Source organism: Streptomyces incarnatus (genome assembly GCF_001027185.1).
GTDB lineage: Bacteria > Actinomycetota > Actinomycetes > Streptomycetales > Streptomycetaceae > Streptomyces > Streptomyces puniciscabiei.
In genome coordinates this window covers 4,051,496-4,064,631 of the sequence record NZ_CP011497.1, presented here as the reverse complement: position 1 = coordinate 4,064,631, position 13,136 = coordinate 4,051,496, and the positions used below count along the sequence as shown (strand labels likewise).

The following is a 13,136-nucleotide window of genomic DNA, read 5'->3' as shown; positions in this document are numbered from 1 at the left end:
GCCGGCCACAACGGACGAGCGGCCAGGGCGCGGCGCTCAGCCCCTGCGGCGAGTCGCCCCCAAGTAGCCTCTTCCCGTGAGTAACGAAGACATCACGCTGACCGCAGGCACCGCAGAAGTACACCTCAGCCCCGTTAACGGCGGCCGTATCAGCAGCCTCAAGGTGGGCGCCCTGGAACTGCTCAGGCAAGGGCACCGCTACGGCTGCTTCCCGATGGTGCCCTGGTGCGGCCGCACCAAGGACGGCCGCTTCCTGGACGGCGGCACCGTCCGCCAGATGCCGCTCAACTCCCCTCCCCACGCCATCCACGGCACCGCCCGCGACGGCGCCTGGCGCACCGCGCGCGTCTCCGACAGCGAGGCGGTGATCACGTACGACCTGGTCGACCCCTGGCCGCACCCCGGCCGCGTCACCCAGGTCGTCACGCTCACCGAGGACGGCCTGACGCTGACGATGTCGGTGGAGGCACGGGACGACTCCTTCCCGGCGCAGATCGGCTGGCACCCCTGGTTCAACCGGAACCTGGGCGGTGCGGACGTGACCGTCGACTTCAAGCCCGCCTGGCAGGAGGAGCGCGGGGACGACCATCTGCCCACCGGCAACCGGATCGACCCGGAGCCCGGCCCCTGGGACGACTGCTTCGGCATGCCCGGCGGCGTCGACGTCACCCTCACCTGGCCCGGACAGCTTCAGCTGAAGGTGACCAGCCGCGAGGAGTGGGTGGTCGTCTACGACGAGCAGGCCGAGGCGGTGTGCGTGGAGCCGCAGACCGGCCCGCCCAACGGCCTGAACACCCTCCCGCGCCTGGTCACCCCGCTGGAGCCGCTGGAGGCGACGACGACCTGGAGCTGGCGGCGCCTTTAAGCTGGTCGGCATGACGGACGTACGTGGCGCGCTGCTGCAGCAGATCAAGGACAAGGCCGTGGTGCACGGCAAGGTGACCCTCTCCTCGGGTCTGGAGGCCGACTACTACGTCGACCTGCGCCGCATCACCCTCGACGGCGAGGCCGCCCCGCTGGTCGGCCAGGTGCTGCTGGACCTGACCGCGGACCTGGAGTTCGACGCCGTCGGCGGCCTCACCATGGGCGCCGACCCGGTCGCCGCCGCCATGCTGCACGCCGCCGCGGCGCGCGGGAAGCGGCTGGACGCGTTCGTCGTACGCAAGGCGGCGAAGGCGCACGGGCTCCAGCGGCGGGTCGAGGGTCCCGAGATCGCGGGCCGCCGGGTCCTGGTCGTCGAGGACACCTCCACCACCGGCGGCTCCCCGCTCACCGCCGTGGAGGCCGTGCGGGAGGCCGGCGCCGAGGTCGTCGCCGTCGCGACCATCGTGGACCGCGCCACCGGCGCCGCCGAGAAGATCGAGGCCGGCGCGGGGGTTCCGTACCGGTTCGCCTTCTCGAAGGATGAACTGGGTCTGGACTGACGACGCGGATTGACCTGGACTTGACCGGCGCATGGACCAGGGGTCCATGTCTGGAAAGATGGGGACGACGATGACGTCGCACACCCAGGTCTAGGTCAGGGCCGTAACGCACCACATCCAACCCGCAACACAAGGAGCGGACAGATGCCCATCGCAACCCCCGAGGTCTACAACGAGATGCTCGACCGGGCGAAGGCAGGCAAGTTCGCCTACCCGGCCATCAACGTCACCTCGAGCCAGACCCTGAACGCGGCGCTGCGCGGCTTCGCGGAGGCGGAGAGCGACGGCATCGTCCAGATCTCGACCGGCGGCGCCGAGTTCCTCGGCGGCCAGTACAGCAAGGACATGGTCACCGGCGCGGTCGCCCTCGCCGAGTACGCGCACATCCTCGCCGAGAAGTACCCGGTCAACATCGCGCTGCACACCGACCACTGCCCGAAGGACAAGCTCGACGGGTACGTACGTCCGCTGATCGCGGTCTCCGAGGAGCGCGTGAAGGCCGGCAAGAACCCGCTGTTCCAGTCCCACATGTGGGACGGTTCCGCCGAGACCCTCGCCGACAACCTCGCCATCGCCCAGGAGCTGCTGGAGCGCACCCGCGCCGCCCACATCATCCTGGAGGTCGAGATCACCCCGACCGGTGGCGAGGAGGACGGCGTCTCCCACGAGATCAACGACTCCCTCTACACCACGGTCGAGGACGCGATCCGCACCGCCGAGGCCCTGGGCCTGGGCGAGAAGGGCCGCTACCTGCTGGCCGCCTCCTTCGGCAACGTGCACGGCGTGTACAAGCCGGGCAACGTCGTGCTCCGCCCCGAGCTGCTGAAGGAGCTGAACGAGGGCGTGGCGGCGAAGTTCGGCAAGGCCTCCCCCTTCGACTTCGTCTTCCACGGCGGCTCCGGCTCCACCGAGCAGGAGATCCTCACCGCGCTGGAGAACGGCGTGGTCAAGATGAACATCGACACGGACACCCAGTACGCCTTCACCCGTCCGGTCGCCGCCCACATGTTCCAGAACTACGACGGCGTCCTGAAGGTCGACGGCGAGGTCGGCAACAAGAAGGCCTACGACCCGCGCACCTGGGGCAAGCTGGCCGAGGCGAGCATGGCCGCGCGTGTCGTCGAGGCCACGCAGAACCTGCGCTCGGCGGGCAACAGGATCAAGTAGGCGGTACGTCCGCTCCGCGGCGGGCCCGGCGGCTGTCCTCGGTCGCCGGGCCGCTGTATACCTGGGTGGGTGCCCGACGTCCGGCTGGCCTCGCCCCAGGGCAGGTGGATCCTGTTCACCACGGTCCTCGGCTCCAGCATGGCGCTGCTGGACTCGACCGTCGTCAACGTGGCGCTGCCGCGTATCGGTGAGGACCTGGGCGCGAGCCTGGCCGCCCTGCAGTGGACGGTCAACGCGTACATGGTCACGCTGGCCGGGCTGATCCTGCTGGGCGGCTCGCTCGGGGACCACTACGGCCGCCGGAAGATCTTCGTGCTGGGCGTGGTGTGGTTCGCCGCCGCGTCCCTGCTGTGCGGCCTGTCGCCGAATCCGGGGATCCTCGTCGCCGCGCGGGCGTTGCAGGGCGTCGGCGGCGCGCTCCTGACCCCCGGCTCCCTGGCGATCATCCAGGCGTCCTTCCACCCCGACGACCGCAGCCGGGCCGTCGGCCTCTGGTCCGGCTTCGGCGGCATCGGCGCGGCGGTCGGCCCGTTCCTCGGCGGCTGGCTGGTGGCCGGGCCCGGGTGGCGCTGGGTGTTCCTGCTGAACGTCCCGCTGGCCCTGCTGTGCGTACCGGTGGCGCTGCGGCACGTGCCCGAATCCTCCGACACCGGCAGCCGGGGCCGCTTCGACGTGCTCGGTGCCGTCCTGGGCGCCCTGGCCCTGGCCCTGCTGACGTACGCGCTGATCGAGGCGCGGTCGGGATCCCCGGCGGTGCCGCTGACCGGAGTGGCCGGGGTGGCGGCGGCGGTGGCCTTCGTGCAGGTGGAGCGGCACCGCCCGGAGCCGATGCTGCCGCCGGACATCTTCGCCTCGCGCCAGTTCACGGCGGTCAACCTGGTCACCCTGTGCGTGTACGCGGCGTTCGGCGGCTTCTTCTTCCTCACCGCGCTGCAGTTGCAGGTGGTCGCGGGCTACTCGCCGCTGGCCGCCGGTACGGCCCTGCTCCCGACGACGGCCCTGATGCTGCTCTTCTCCGCCCGCTCGGGCGCCCTGGCCGACCGCACGGGCCCGCGCCTGCCCCTGACGGTCGGCCCTCTCCTCTGCGCGGCGGCGATGCTGCTGATGCTGCGGGTGGGCAGGGACGCGGACTACCTGACGGACGTGCTCCCCGCCCTGCTGGTGATGGGCGCGGGCATGGTGACCCTCGTGGCCCCGCTGACGGCGACGGTGCTCGCCTCGGTCGACACCGCACGTGCGGGCCTGGCCAGCGGCATCAACAACGCGGCGGCCAGAGCGGCGGGCCTGATCGCCGTCGCCGCGCTGCCCCTGCTCGCGGGGATGGGCCCGGAGGCGTACCGGGTGCCCGCGGCCTTCGACGCGGCGTTCCGCCGGGCGATGCCGATGTGCGCGGCGGTCCTGGTGGCCGGCTCCCTGCTGGCCTTCACCCTGGTCCGCCGCCCGCCCCCGGAGTGCCGGCACCCCGAGTGCCGCGTGCACGGCTGTGTGACGGCGCCGCCGCTGGAGGGGGAGCGGAGGGGGTAGGCGCGGGCACCTCCCCGCGAGCAGCGGCCCGACCCCGCCCGGCACCAGTTCACGGCCACCGATCGGCACGCGCCGGCCGCACATGACGACAGCACAGGACACCGGGCGGGAAACCGGTGGACGGGAGCGGCAGACTGGACCCCATGACGATTCACGAAAACCTCCTCGGCGGTCCGCCCCCCACCCACCTCCCCGACGACCCCGAGCCCCGCGAACAGCTCGCGGCCGGCACCGCACCCGCGGACGTCGCCGCCAAGTACCCCACCTCCTCCCTCGCCTGGGCCCAGCTGGCCGACGAGGCGTTCGAGCGCGGCGCGGTCGTGGAGTCGTACGCCTACGCCCGTACCGGCTACCACCGCGGCCTCGACGCCCTGCGCCGCAACGGCTGGAAGGGCCACGGCCCGGTCCCCTGGGAGCACGAGCCCAACCGCGGCTTCCTGCGCGCCTTGCACGCCCTCGCCCGCGCCGCGCAGGCGATCGGCGAGCAGGAGGAGTACGAGCGCTGCGCGCAGTTCCTGAAGGACTCCTCCCCGACGGCGGCCCAGACCCTCGGCTAGCCGAAACGCACGTGACCGGTGTGGCCCGTCTGGCAGCGGACGGGCCTTGCCGGATCCGGGTCCATTGCGGAGGATGCCGGTGGGGACCGGGGCCCCCGTGCCGGCATCGGCAGGGGCGGACCGCTACCCGGAGCTACAACAGGAGACAGCGATGTCCCAATCGGCTCAGCAGTCCTTGGAGACTCAGGAGCCCGAGACTCCGCATCTCGATTTCGCGGGCACGACGCCGTACGAGGACTACGTCAGGGCGGACGTGCTCACCCACCTCCAGCACACCCTCTCCGACGATCCCGGAGAGATGGTCTTCCTGGTCACGACCCAGGTCATGGAGCTGTGGTTCACCGTCATCGTCCATGAGTGGGAGACCGCGGCGGCCGCCCTGCGCGGTGACGACGTACCGGCCGCGATCGCCGCGCTGAAGCGTTCCGTACGGGAACTGGAGGCCCTCAACGCCTCCTGGACGCCCCTCGGTCAGCTCACCCCGGCGCAGTTCAACTCCTACCGCAGCGCCCTCGGCGAGGGCTCCGGCTTCCAGTCGGCGATGTACCGGCGCCTGGAGTTCCTGCTCGGCGAGAAGTCCGCGTCCATGCTGGTCCCGCACCGCGGCGCCCCCCGCGCGCACGCGGAGCTGGAGAAGGCGCTGCACGAGCCGAGCCTGTACGACGAGGTGCTGCGGCTGCTCGCCCGGCGCGGGCACGCGATCCCCGGGTCCGTCCTGCACCGGGACGTCTCCCAGCGCTACGAGCCCTCCGACGCGGTCGAGCGGGCCTGGGCGGCGGTCTACTCCGGCGACCCGGACGCCGAACTCGCCCGCTTGGGCGAGGCGTTGACCGACGTGGCCGAACTGGTCTGGCGCTGGCGCAACGACCACCTCGTGGCCACCCGCCGTGCGATGGGCGCCAAGCCCGGCACGGGCGGCTCGGCCGGTGTGGCCTGGCTGGAGAAGCGCGCCCGCAAGAACGTCTTCCCGGAGCTGTGGACGGCGAGGTCCCATGTCTGAACTGGCCCTGGAAGCGGAGAAGTCGGACGCGGCGGACCAGCTCGCACCGCTGCGTTCCCGTTTCGTCCTCGACGATGTGATCTACCTGGACGGAAACTCCCTGGGAGCCCTCCCGGCGAACGTCCCCGACCGGGTGGCCGACATGGTCCGCCGCCAGTGGGGCGAACTGCGCATCCGCTCCTGGGAGGAGAGCGGCTGGTGGACGGCGCCCGAGCGGATCGGCGACCGGATCGCCCCGCTGGTCGGCGCGGCGGCCGGGCAGATCGTCGTGGGCGACTCCACGAGTGTCAACGTGTTCAAGGCACTGGTGGCCGCGGTACGGATGGCGGGCGAGGGCCGGACCGAGATCCTGGTGGACGCCACGACCTTCCCCACGGACGGCTACATCGCCGAGTCGGCGGCCCGCCTGACCGGCCGTACCCTGCGCCCGGTGACGCCGGCGCGGGTGCCGGAGGAGCTGGGCGACCGTACGGCGGCGGTGCTGCTGAACCACGTCGACTACCGCACCGGCCGGCTGCACGACCTGCCGTCCCTCACGTCGGCGATCCACGCCGCCGGTGCCCTCGCCGTCTGGGACCTGTGCCACAGCGCGGGCGCGCTGGAGGTGGGCCTGGACGAGCACGGGGTCGATCTGGCGGTCGGCTGCACCTACAAGTACCTGAACGGCGGCCCGGGCTCCCCGGCGTACCTGTACGTCCGCCGCGATCTCCAGCCCCGCTTCGACTCCCCGCTGCCCGGCTGGAACTCGCACACCGACCCCTTCGGCATGAGCCCGGCCTACGCCCCGGCGCCGGGCGTCCTGCGCGGCCGCGTGGGCACCCCGGACATCCTGTCCATGCTGGCCCTGGAGGCGGCCCTGGACGTCTGGGACGGCGTGTCCGTCGCCGCCGTCCGCGCCAAGTCCCTCGCGCTGACGGACTTCTTCCTGCGGTGCGTGCGGGCGTACACCGAGCCGGGGCGCGTGGAGTCCGTGACCCCGGAACGCCACGAGGAGCGCGGCAGCCAGGTCGCGCTGCGCTGCGACGACGCGGGCGAGGTGATGAAACGCCTGATCGCCCGGGGTGTCGTGGGCGACTTCCGGCACCCCGACGTCCTCCGCTTCGGCTTCACCCCGCTGTACGTCGGCTTCGGCGAGACCGAGCGGGCGGCCCGGATCCTGGCCGAGGAGCTGGCGTAGGGGAGGGGGCCTGGAGGAGGCGACCGCACCTCCAGGCCCCCCACAGAACCGTTTGTCCCTCACCCTGCGTGACATCCCCATGTCCCCGCACGTCACCGGCCTGATACCGTCCCGCCAACGGCGAACTGGTCGGTCAGACGCCAAAAGGGTTCCCTCGCTGAGAGGTTGGAGCATGCCGGACGACGCCGCAGCAGCCCGCGCCGCCGCCGAAGAGGAGTCGGCCTTCTCGCACGCCCCGGTCGACCCCGACGCCACCTCCGCGTACGGCAGCCACCCCGACCAGGTGATCGACTTCTACGCCCCCCGGACCGCCCCGGAGTCCCCGGCCCCGCTGGTGGTGGTCCTGCACGGCGGCGCCTGGCGCGCCCGCTACGACCGCCGCCACATCACCCCCTTCGCGGACTTCCTGGCCCGCCGGGGCTTCGCCGTGGCCAACGTCGAGTACCGGCGTGGCGGTGACCCGCTGATCCCCGGGCAGAACAAGGGCGGCGGCGACGCCACCCCTCCGGCCGGCCGCTGGCCCGACACCTTCGACGACATCGCGGCCGCCCTGGACGCGCTGCCCGCTCTGGTCCGGCAGGCGCTGCCGCAGTCCGACCCCCGCCGCACCGTGCTGACGGGCCACTCGGCCGGCGGCCACCTCGCCCTGTGGGCAGCGGCCCGCCACGTCCTGCCCGCGGGCGCCCCCTGGCGCACCGAAAGCCCGGCTCTCCTGCGGGGTGTCGTGGCCCTCGCCCCGATCGCGGACTTCGAGGTCGCCGAGAAGCTGGACGTCTGCGGCAACGCGAGCCTGCAACTCCTCGGCGGCCACGACACCTTCGCCGAGCGCCGCCCCTGCGCCGACCCCGTCCTGCTCCTGCCGACGGGCATCGCGACCACGCTCGTCCAGGGCCGTACGGACCTGGAGGTGCCGCAGGCGGTGGCCGAGTCGTACGCGGACGCGGCGGCGAAGGCCGGCGAGGTCGTGGGCCTGACGCTGCTGGAGGACGTCGGCCACTTCCCGCTCATCGACCCGGCGGCGGACGCGTGCGCGGTGGTGGCGGAGGAGATCGCCCAACTGGCCTGGTAGCCGCCCCTCTTGAGGGGCGGTCCCGGTGATACCCGTAGTACTTGAGAGCTACCCCGCAGAACAGCTCCCTGGCGGGACGCGGGCGACACGCCCCCATCCATAACTTCCTTGTCGGACAAGCCCGATGGCCGGGCAATCCGAAAGGAAGCCCACCCATGGGGCACACCCACGAGACCACGCATCCGAAGCCGCCGACGGACATCGCTCCTTGCTCCATGGCGGGGCAGCTGCTGCCGACGGACACGGACTCCCTGCCCACGGACCCGCGGTCGCCGACGGCGCTGTCGCCCCACGAGGGCCACCCGCAGCCGACGACGAAAGCTGCACGGGTGGTGCGGGTGGGAAACCGGACCCGGCCGGAGGCCGGGTGCCCGCCCACGGACCCGCAGCCGAACACGCACAACACGCACAGAACTCACCGCACCCGGACATGGCGCCGCGCCCTCCTCCCCACCCTCCTCACCGTCGCCATCGCCGCCCCCCTCTCCGGCGTCGCCCGCCCCCGGATCCCCGCACCGCCCCCCGCCGCCCTCCCCCCGATCACGGCGACGACCCTCCAGGCGACCTACGCCGCCAACCGGGCCGACGCCACCCGCGCCGCCGACATGGCCGCCGCGCACGGCGACACCCACCGAGCCGCCGCCGACCGCACCCTGGCCGCCCCGTCCCGCCACCTCCTCACCTTCGACGGCCGAGGCTCCGGCCGGGCCACGGAGGTGCTCGGCGACCTCGCCCACGCCGACCACATCGCCGTCCTGGTCCCCGGTTCGGACACCTCCCTGGACACCTACGCCCGCTTCCACAAGGCGGCCGCGGCCCTGTACACGGACCTCACCCACCGCGCCCCCCGGGGCACCAACACCGCGGTCGTCGCCTGGCTGGGCTACGAGACACCGGCCACGGTCAGCACCACGGTGACCACCACCACCCGCGCCGAGGAGGCGGCCCCCCGCCTACGGGCTTTCATACGCCGGCTGCGCGAGGCGACCCCGGCGCAGGCGCACATCTCACTCCTCTGCCACTCCTACGGCACGGTCGTCTGCGGCCGGGCAGCCGCCGGTCTGGACGCCGACGCCCTCGTCGTCGTCGGCAGCCCCGGCACCGGGGCCGACTCCGTCGCGGCCCTGCACACCCGCGCGAGGGTCTGGGCGGCCCGCGGCAGCGAGGACTGGGTGGCGAACGTCCCGCACGTCAGCGCCACCCTCTTCGGCACGACCGTCGGTCTCGGCGCCGACCCGGTCTCCCGCGCCTTCGGCGCCCGGGTCTTCGACGCCGGCGACGCCAGCCACAGCGGCTACTTCACCCCGGGCTCGGCCTCCCTCACCAACCTGGCCCGGATCACCCTCGGCCAACCCCCGGAGGCCCCCCATGCCTGACCCCACCCCAACCCACCCCCACAACACCCCACCGATCCCGGCACCCCGACCTGCCCCCGGCGACTCCGCAGCGCCCCTGGCTACCCGCCACCCCTCCCTCAACTCCCCAGCCCTCACTGCCCCCACCGCCTCCCACACGGCCCCGCAGCCGCCGACGGTGATTGCGCCCCACGGGGGCCACCCGCACCCGCCGACGAAACTGTCACGGGTGGTGCGGGTGGGAACCCGAATCCCGCCGAAGCCCCCCCGCACCCGCACCCGAAATCGGTTCCGCACCCAAACCCGCCCCCGACCCCACCCCCACCCCCAACTCCTCCCCGCCCTACGTCAATCCGCCCGCCACCTCGACACCGTCACCCCCGTCTCCCGAGACCGAGCCGTGGACGCGCTCCGGGCGATCGCCATCCTCGGCGTCGTCCTGGGCCACTGGCTGGTGACCGCACTGGTCGCCAAGGACGGCGGCCTGCACACCACCAGCCCGCTGCAGCACATGCCCCAGCTCGCCCCGATCTCCTGGCTGTTCCAGACCCTGGCCGTGTTCTTCCTGGTCGGCGGCCACGTGGCAACCCGAAGCCTCGCCACCGCCCGCGCCAGAGGCGACACCTACCGCTCCTGGCTGCGCGCCCGCCTGACCCGCCTCCTCCGCCCGGTCGCCGCACTCCTGTGCCTGTGGGCGGTGACCGCCACGGCCCTCCTCCTCACCGGCACCCCGCTCGCCACCACCGAGGCGCTGCTCAAGCTGGCCCTGTCACCGCTGTGGTTCCTGCTGGTCTTCGCCGGCCTGACGGCCGCCACCCCGCTGCTCACCCGCCTCAACCCGCTCTGGCCCCTCGCCGTCGTCCTGCACGTGGACCTGCTCCGCTTCGGCCTGCACACCGGCCCGTCCTGGCTCGGCTGGCTGAACCTCCCGGCGGGCTGGCTGGTCCCGTACACCCTGGGCGCCGCCTGGACCCGGGGCGAACTGGACAGCCGCCGCGCGGCCCGGGTCCTGTTCCTCGGCGGTACGGCGGCCACGGCCGTGCTCATAGCCTGCGCCGGATATCCGGCGTCCATGGTCGGCGTCCCCGGCGCACGGATCTCCAACCTCGACCCCCCGACCCTGGCGGCCGTCACCTTCGGCCTGGCCCAGTGCGGTCTCGCCCTCCTCCTCCGCGACAGGCTGCGCCGCGCGATGGCCCGCCCGCTGCTGTGGGCGGCGGTGGCCCTGGTCAACCTCTCCGCGATGACGATCTACCTCTGGCACCAGACAGCCATGATGGCCACGACGGCCACCGGCCTCCTGGCCGGCCGGCTGCCCGGCCTGCACACCTCACCGGACTCCGTGGGCTGGGTGGCGTACCGCCTCGCCTGGCTCCCCGTCTTCGGACTGGTCCTCGCCGTGTGCCGGACGGCCTTCCGGCACCACGAACAGGGCCCCCGCCGACCGCGGAACCGCAGGTCCCCAGTGGTCCGCCGCCATCTGCCCCCAGCGAAGAAACCCCGCAATGCCTAGTGTTGACCTCGTGAAGCCCGCGGCCGCCGACGGTGAGAACGCCCCCCAGGGGCCACCCGCACCCGACCACGCCCCCGCGCCGGCCGGTGCACCCACCCCCAAGGCCACCCGGCGCCGACTGCGCGCCTGGCTCGGCGAGAACCCGTCGTCCCAGTCACCCCCCTTGTCCCGGCACCGCTGGGCCCGTCTCCTCACCTACCTCGTCACCTTCTACTTCGCGCTGGCCATCGCCCTCGGCGGCGGCGAGGAGCTGGCCAACACCTACGGCTTCACCCCGGCCGTGGCTTTCTTCAGCACGTTCCTGCAGGCCGCAGCCGTGCTGCTGGCCCTGTGGCGCCCGATGCCCGCCTGGGCCCTGTCCCTGACCGGCGCCGTCACCACCGCGCTGCTCGCCCGCCAGCAACTGGCGGCACTGGAGCTCCGGCCGTCCGGCCCCAGCTGGCCCTGGACCACACCCGTCCTGCTGGCCCACATGGCCGTACTGCTGCTCCTGGCCCTGCGCCTCCGGTTCCGTGGGACGGTCGCCGCGCTCGCTACGACCGCCCTGGTGACCGCCGTCGTGGAAGGCGGCTTGGGAGCCGTGCGCTACTCCCCGACAGGCACCGTCGCCGTCGGCCTGTTCGCGATCACCACCGCCGTCGGCGCCGCCCTGCGCAGCCGCAGCGAGGCCCGTACCGAACTGGTCCAGCAGACGACGATCACCGCGGAGGAACGGGCCCGGCGCACCCTCCTGGAGGAGCGCAGCCGTATAGCCCGTGAGCTGCACGACGTGGTCGCGCACCACATGTCGGTGATCTCGATCCAGGCGCAGGTGGCCCCGCACCTGGTGGAGAACCCCTCGGAGGAGCTGAAGGAGAACCTCGCCGGCATCCGCAGCAACGCCCTGGAGGCCCTGACCGAGCTGCGCCGGGTCCTCGGGGTGCTGCGGTCGGAGGGCCCCGACGACCCCGAGGCCCTCGAGGAGACGCACCGGCTGTCCGCCCCCGGCACGGGCCCGGCACCCGACGCCCCGCAGCCGAACCTCGCCCGCCTGGACGCCCTGATGGAGAACACCAGGGCGGCCGGCCTGGACGTGGTCAAGACGGTCGAGGGCGAGCCGCGCGGCTATCCACAGGGTGTGGAACTGTCGGCGTACCGGATCGTCCAGGAGGCCCTGAGCAACGTCCTGCGGCACGCCCCGGGCGCACGGGTCAGCGTCGAGGTCCTCCACCACCCCCACGGGATATGCCTGGACATCACCAACTCCCGGCCCAGCCGTCCGGCCCCGCCGTCCCCGGGCGGCGGGCACGGTCTGCTCGGCATGCGGGAGCGGGCGGCGATGCTGGGCGGGCACGTGGTCGCGGCGGGGGAGCAGGACGGCGGCTTCCGGGTGACCGCGTTCCTGCCGCGCGACGGCACCCCGGTGCCGGCCGGCCTCCCCCTGCCCGCCGCCTTCCGGCGCCGACCGGCCCCCGGCTCCACCCCTGAGCCCGCCCCCGGCTCCACCCCTGAGCCCACCCCTGAGCCCGCCCCCGGCTCCGCCCCCGAGTCGGCCCCCGGCTCCACCCCCGATCCGTACCCGCCCGAGCCCCCGACAGGAGAACAGGACCCATGACGAGCGGCGCCGGTCCCATCCGCGTACTCATCGCCGACGACCAGCAGATGGTCCGGCAGGGCTTCAGCGTGCTGCTCGGCGCGCAGCCCGGCATCGAGGTGATCGGGCAGGCGGTGGACGGCCTGGACGCGATCGCGCAGACCGCCGAACTCGCCCCGGACGTGGTGCTGATGGACATCCGGATGCCCGAACTCGGCGGCATCGAGGCGACCCGCCGGATCACCGCCGAGCATCCCGCCATCAAGGTGCTGGTGCTGACCACGTTCGACCTGGACGAGTACGTGTACGAGGCGCTGCGGGCCGGGGCCTCCGGCTTTCTGCTCAAGGACGCCTCCGCGGACCAGCTGGCCGAGGCCGTCCGGGTCGTGGCCGCGGGCGACGCCCTGCTCGCGCCCGGTATCACCCGCCGTCTCATCGCCGAGTTCTCCCGTCTGGACGGCAGCCACCGGGCCCCGCTCAAGCAGCGCGTCGGCGACCTCACCGAGCGGGAGACGGAGGTGCTGGCGCTGATCGCGCAGGGCCTGTCGAACGCGGAGATCGCCGAGCGGCTGGTCGTGGCCGAGCAGACCGTGAAGACGCACGTGGGCCGGATCCTGGTGAAGCTGGGCCTGCGCGACCGCACCCAGGCGGCGGTCTTCGCCTACGAGTCCGGCCTGGTCCGCCCCGGTGGCCGCTGAGCCCCGAGCGCGAACCCCTCAGGGGCGACCCGTAGTACCTGAGGGGGACCCGTGAGAACCCCTCTCCAAGGTGACGACC

General features: G+C 73.2%; 12 protein-coding genes. All 12 read left to right on the top strand.

Annotated features, from left to right (window positions below; genetic code table 11):
• Nucleotides 1-76: 76 nt before the first annotated feature.
• The 12 genes from ABB07_RS18170 (at nucleotide 77) to ABB07_RS18115 (ending at nucleotide 13,057) form a co-directional block, all read left to right on the top strand.
• The gene (locus ABB07_RS18170; protein WP_208899689.1) at nucleotides 77-865 is read left to right on the top strand and encodes an aldose epimerase family protein; all 789 of its coding nucleotides are present in this window, start codon (nucleotides 77-79) and stop codon (nucleotides 863-865) included.
• 10 nt (nucleotides 866-875) lie between these two features.
• Nucleotides 876-1,424, top strand: coding sequence for an orotate phosphoribosyltransferase (gene pyrE, locus ABB07_RS18165; RefSeq protein ID WP_208899688.1), 549 nt, complete (start codon nucleotides 876-878; stop codon nucleotides 1,422-1,424).
• A gap of 144 nt (nucleotides 1,425-1,568) precedes the next feature.
• The gene (fbaA, locus tag ABB07_RS18160) at nucleotides 1,569-2,591 is read left to right on the top strand and encodes a class II fructose-bisphosphate aldolase (RefSeq protein ID WP_208899687.1); all 1,023 of its coding nucleotides are present in this window, start codon (nucleotides 1,569-1,571) and stop codon (nucleotides 2,589-2,591) included.
• A 69-nt stretch (nucleotides 2,592-2,660) separates the two neighbouring features.
• Entirely contained in the window at nucleotides 2,661-4,115 is a 1,455-nt protein-coding gene (locus ABB07_RS18155; RefSeq protein ID WP_208899686.1) for an MFS transporter, read from the top strand.
• Between the two features lie 143 nt (nucleotides 4,116-4,258).
• A complete protein-coding gene (locus ABB07_RS18150) occupies nucleotides 4,259-4,672 on the top strand; it encodes a DUF3151 domain-containing protein (protein WP_208899685.1) in 414 nt (137 codons plus the stop codon).
• A 151-nt stretch (nucleotides 4,673-4,823) separates the two neighbouring features.
• Entirely contained in the window at nucleotides 4,824-5,672 is an 849-nt protein-coding gene (locus tag ABB07_RS18145; RefSeq protein ID WP_208899684.1) for a tryptophan 2,3-dioxygenase family protein, read from the top strand.
• Nucleotides 5,665-6,849 carry a kynureninase gene (kynU, locus tag ABB07_RS18140; protein WP_208899683.1) on the top strand — a complete coding sequence of 395 codons (1,185 nt, stop codon included), beginning with the start codon at nucleotides 5,665-5,667 and terminating at the stop codon, nucleotides 6,847-6,849. The genes ABB07_RS18145 and kynU overlap by 8 nt, the downstream gene beginning before the upstream one ends.
• 172 nt (nucleotides 6,850-7,021) lie before the next feature.
• A complete protein-coding gene (locus ABB07_RS18135; protein ID WP_208899682.1) occupies nucleotides 7,022-7,918 on the top strand; it encodes an alpha/beta hydrolase in 897 nt (298 codons plus the stop codon).
• A 155-nt stretch (nucleotides 7,919-8,073) separates the two neighbouring features.
• Nucleotides 8,074-9,294 (top strand): alpha/beta hydrolase, encoded by a 1,221-nt coding sequence (locus ABB07_RS18130; protein WP_341845889.1) that lies wholly within the window; start codon nucleotides 8,074-8,076, stop codon nucleotides 9,292-9,294.
• A gap of 379 nt (nucleotides 9,295-9,673) precedes the next feature.
• Nucleotides 9,674-10,786 carry an acyltransferase family protein gene (locus tag ABB07_RS18125; protein ID WP_244189411.1) on the top strand — a complete coding sequence of 371 codons (1,113 nt, stop codon included), beginning with the start codon at nucleotides 9,674-9,676 and terminating at the stop codon, nucleotides 10,784-10,786.
• Nucleotides 10,779-12,380 (top strand): sensor histidine kinase, encoded by a 1,602-nt coding sequence (locus tag ABB07_RS18120; RefSeq protein WP_208899680.1) that lies wholly within the window; start codon nucleotides 10,779-10,781, stop codon nucleotides 12,378-12,380. Before ABB07_RS18125 ends, ABB07_RS18120 begins: the two co-directional genes overlap by 8 nt.
• Nucleotides 12,377-13,057: a response regulator gene (locus ABB07_RS18115; RefSeq protein WP_208899679.1), complete on the top strand. Its 681-nt coding sequence runs from the start codon at nucleotides 12,377-12,379 to the stop codon at nucleotides 13,055-13,057. The genes ABB07_RS18120 and ABB07_RS18115 overlap by 4 nt, the downstream gene beginning before the upstream one ends.
• Nucleotides 13,058-13,136 lie beyond the last annotated feature (79 nt).

Coding starts and splice junctions, on each gene's coding strand:
- ABB07_RS18135 (WP_208899682.1), top strand. CDS start 7,022: ATGCCGGACGACGCCGCAGCAGCCCGCGCCGCCGCCGAAGAGGAGTCG.
- pyrE (WP_208899688.1), top strand. CDS start 876: ATGACGGACGTACGTGGCGCGCTGCTGCAGCAGATCAAGGACAAGGCC.
- ABB07_RS18115 (WP_208899679.1), top strand. CDS start 12,377: ATGACGAGCGGCGCCGGTCCCATCCGCGTACTCATCGCCGACGACCAG.
- fbaA (WP_208899687.1), top strand. CDS start 1,569: ATGCCCATCGCAACCCCCGAGGTCTACAACGAGATGCTCGACCGGGCG.
- ABB07_RS18130 (WP_341845889.1), top strand. CDS start 8,074: ATGGGGCACACCCACGAGACCACGCATCCGAAGCCGCCGACGGACATC.
- kynU (WP_208899683.1), top strand. CDS start 5,665: ATGTCTGAACTGGCCCTGGAAGCGGAGAAGTCGGACGCGGCGGACCAG.
- ABB07_RS18145 (WP_208899684.1), top strand. CDS start 4,824: ATGTCCCAATCGGCTCAGCAGTCCTTGGAGACTCAGGAGCCCGAGACT.
- ABB07_RS18150 (WP_208899685.1), top strand. CDS start 4,259: ATGACGATTCACGAAAACCTCCTCGGCGGTCCGCCCCCCACCCACCTC.
- ABB07_RS18120 (WP_208899680.1), top strand. CDS start 10,779: ATGCCTAGTGTTGACCTCGTGAAGCCCGCGGCCGCCGACGGTGAGAAC.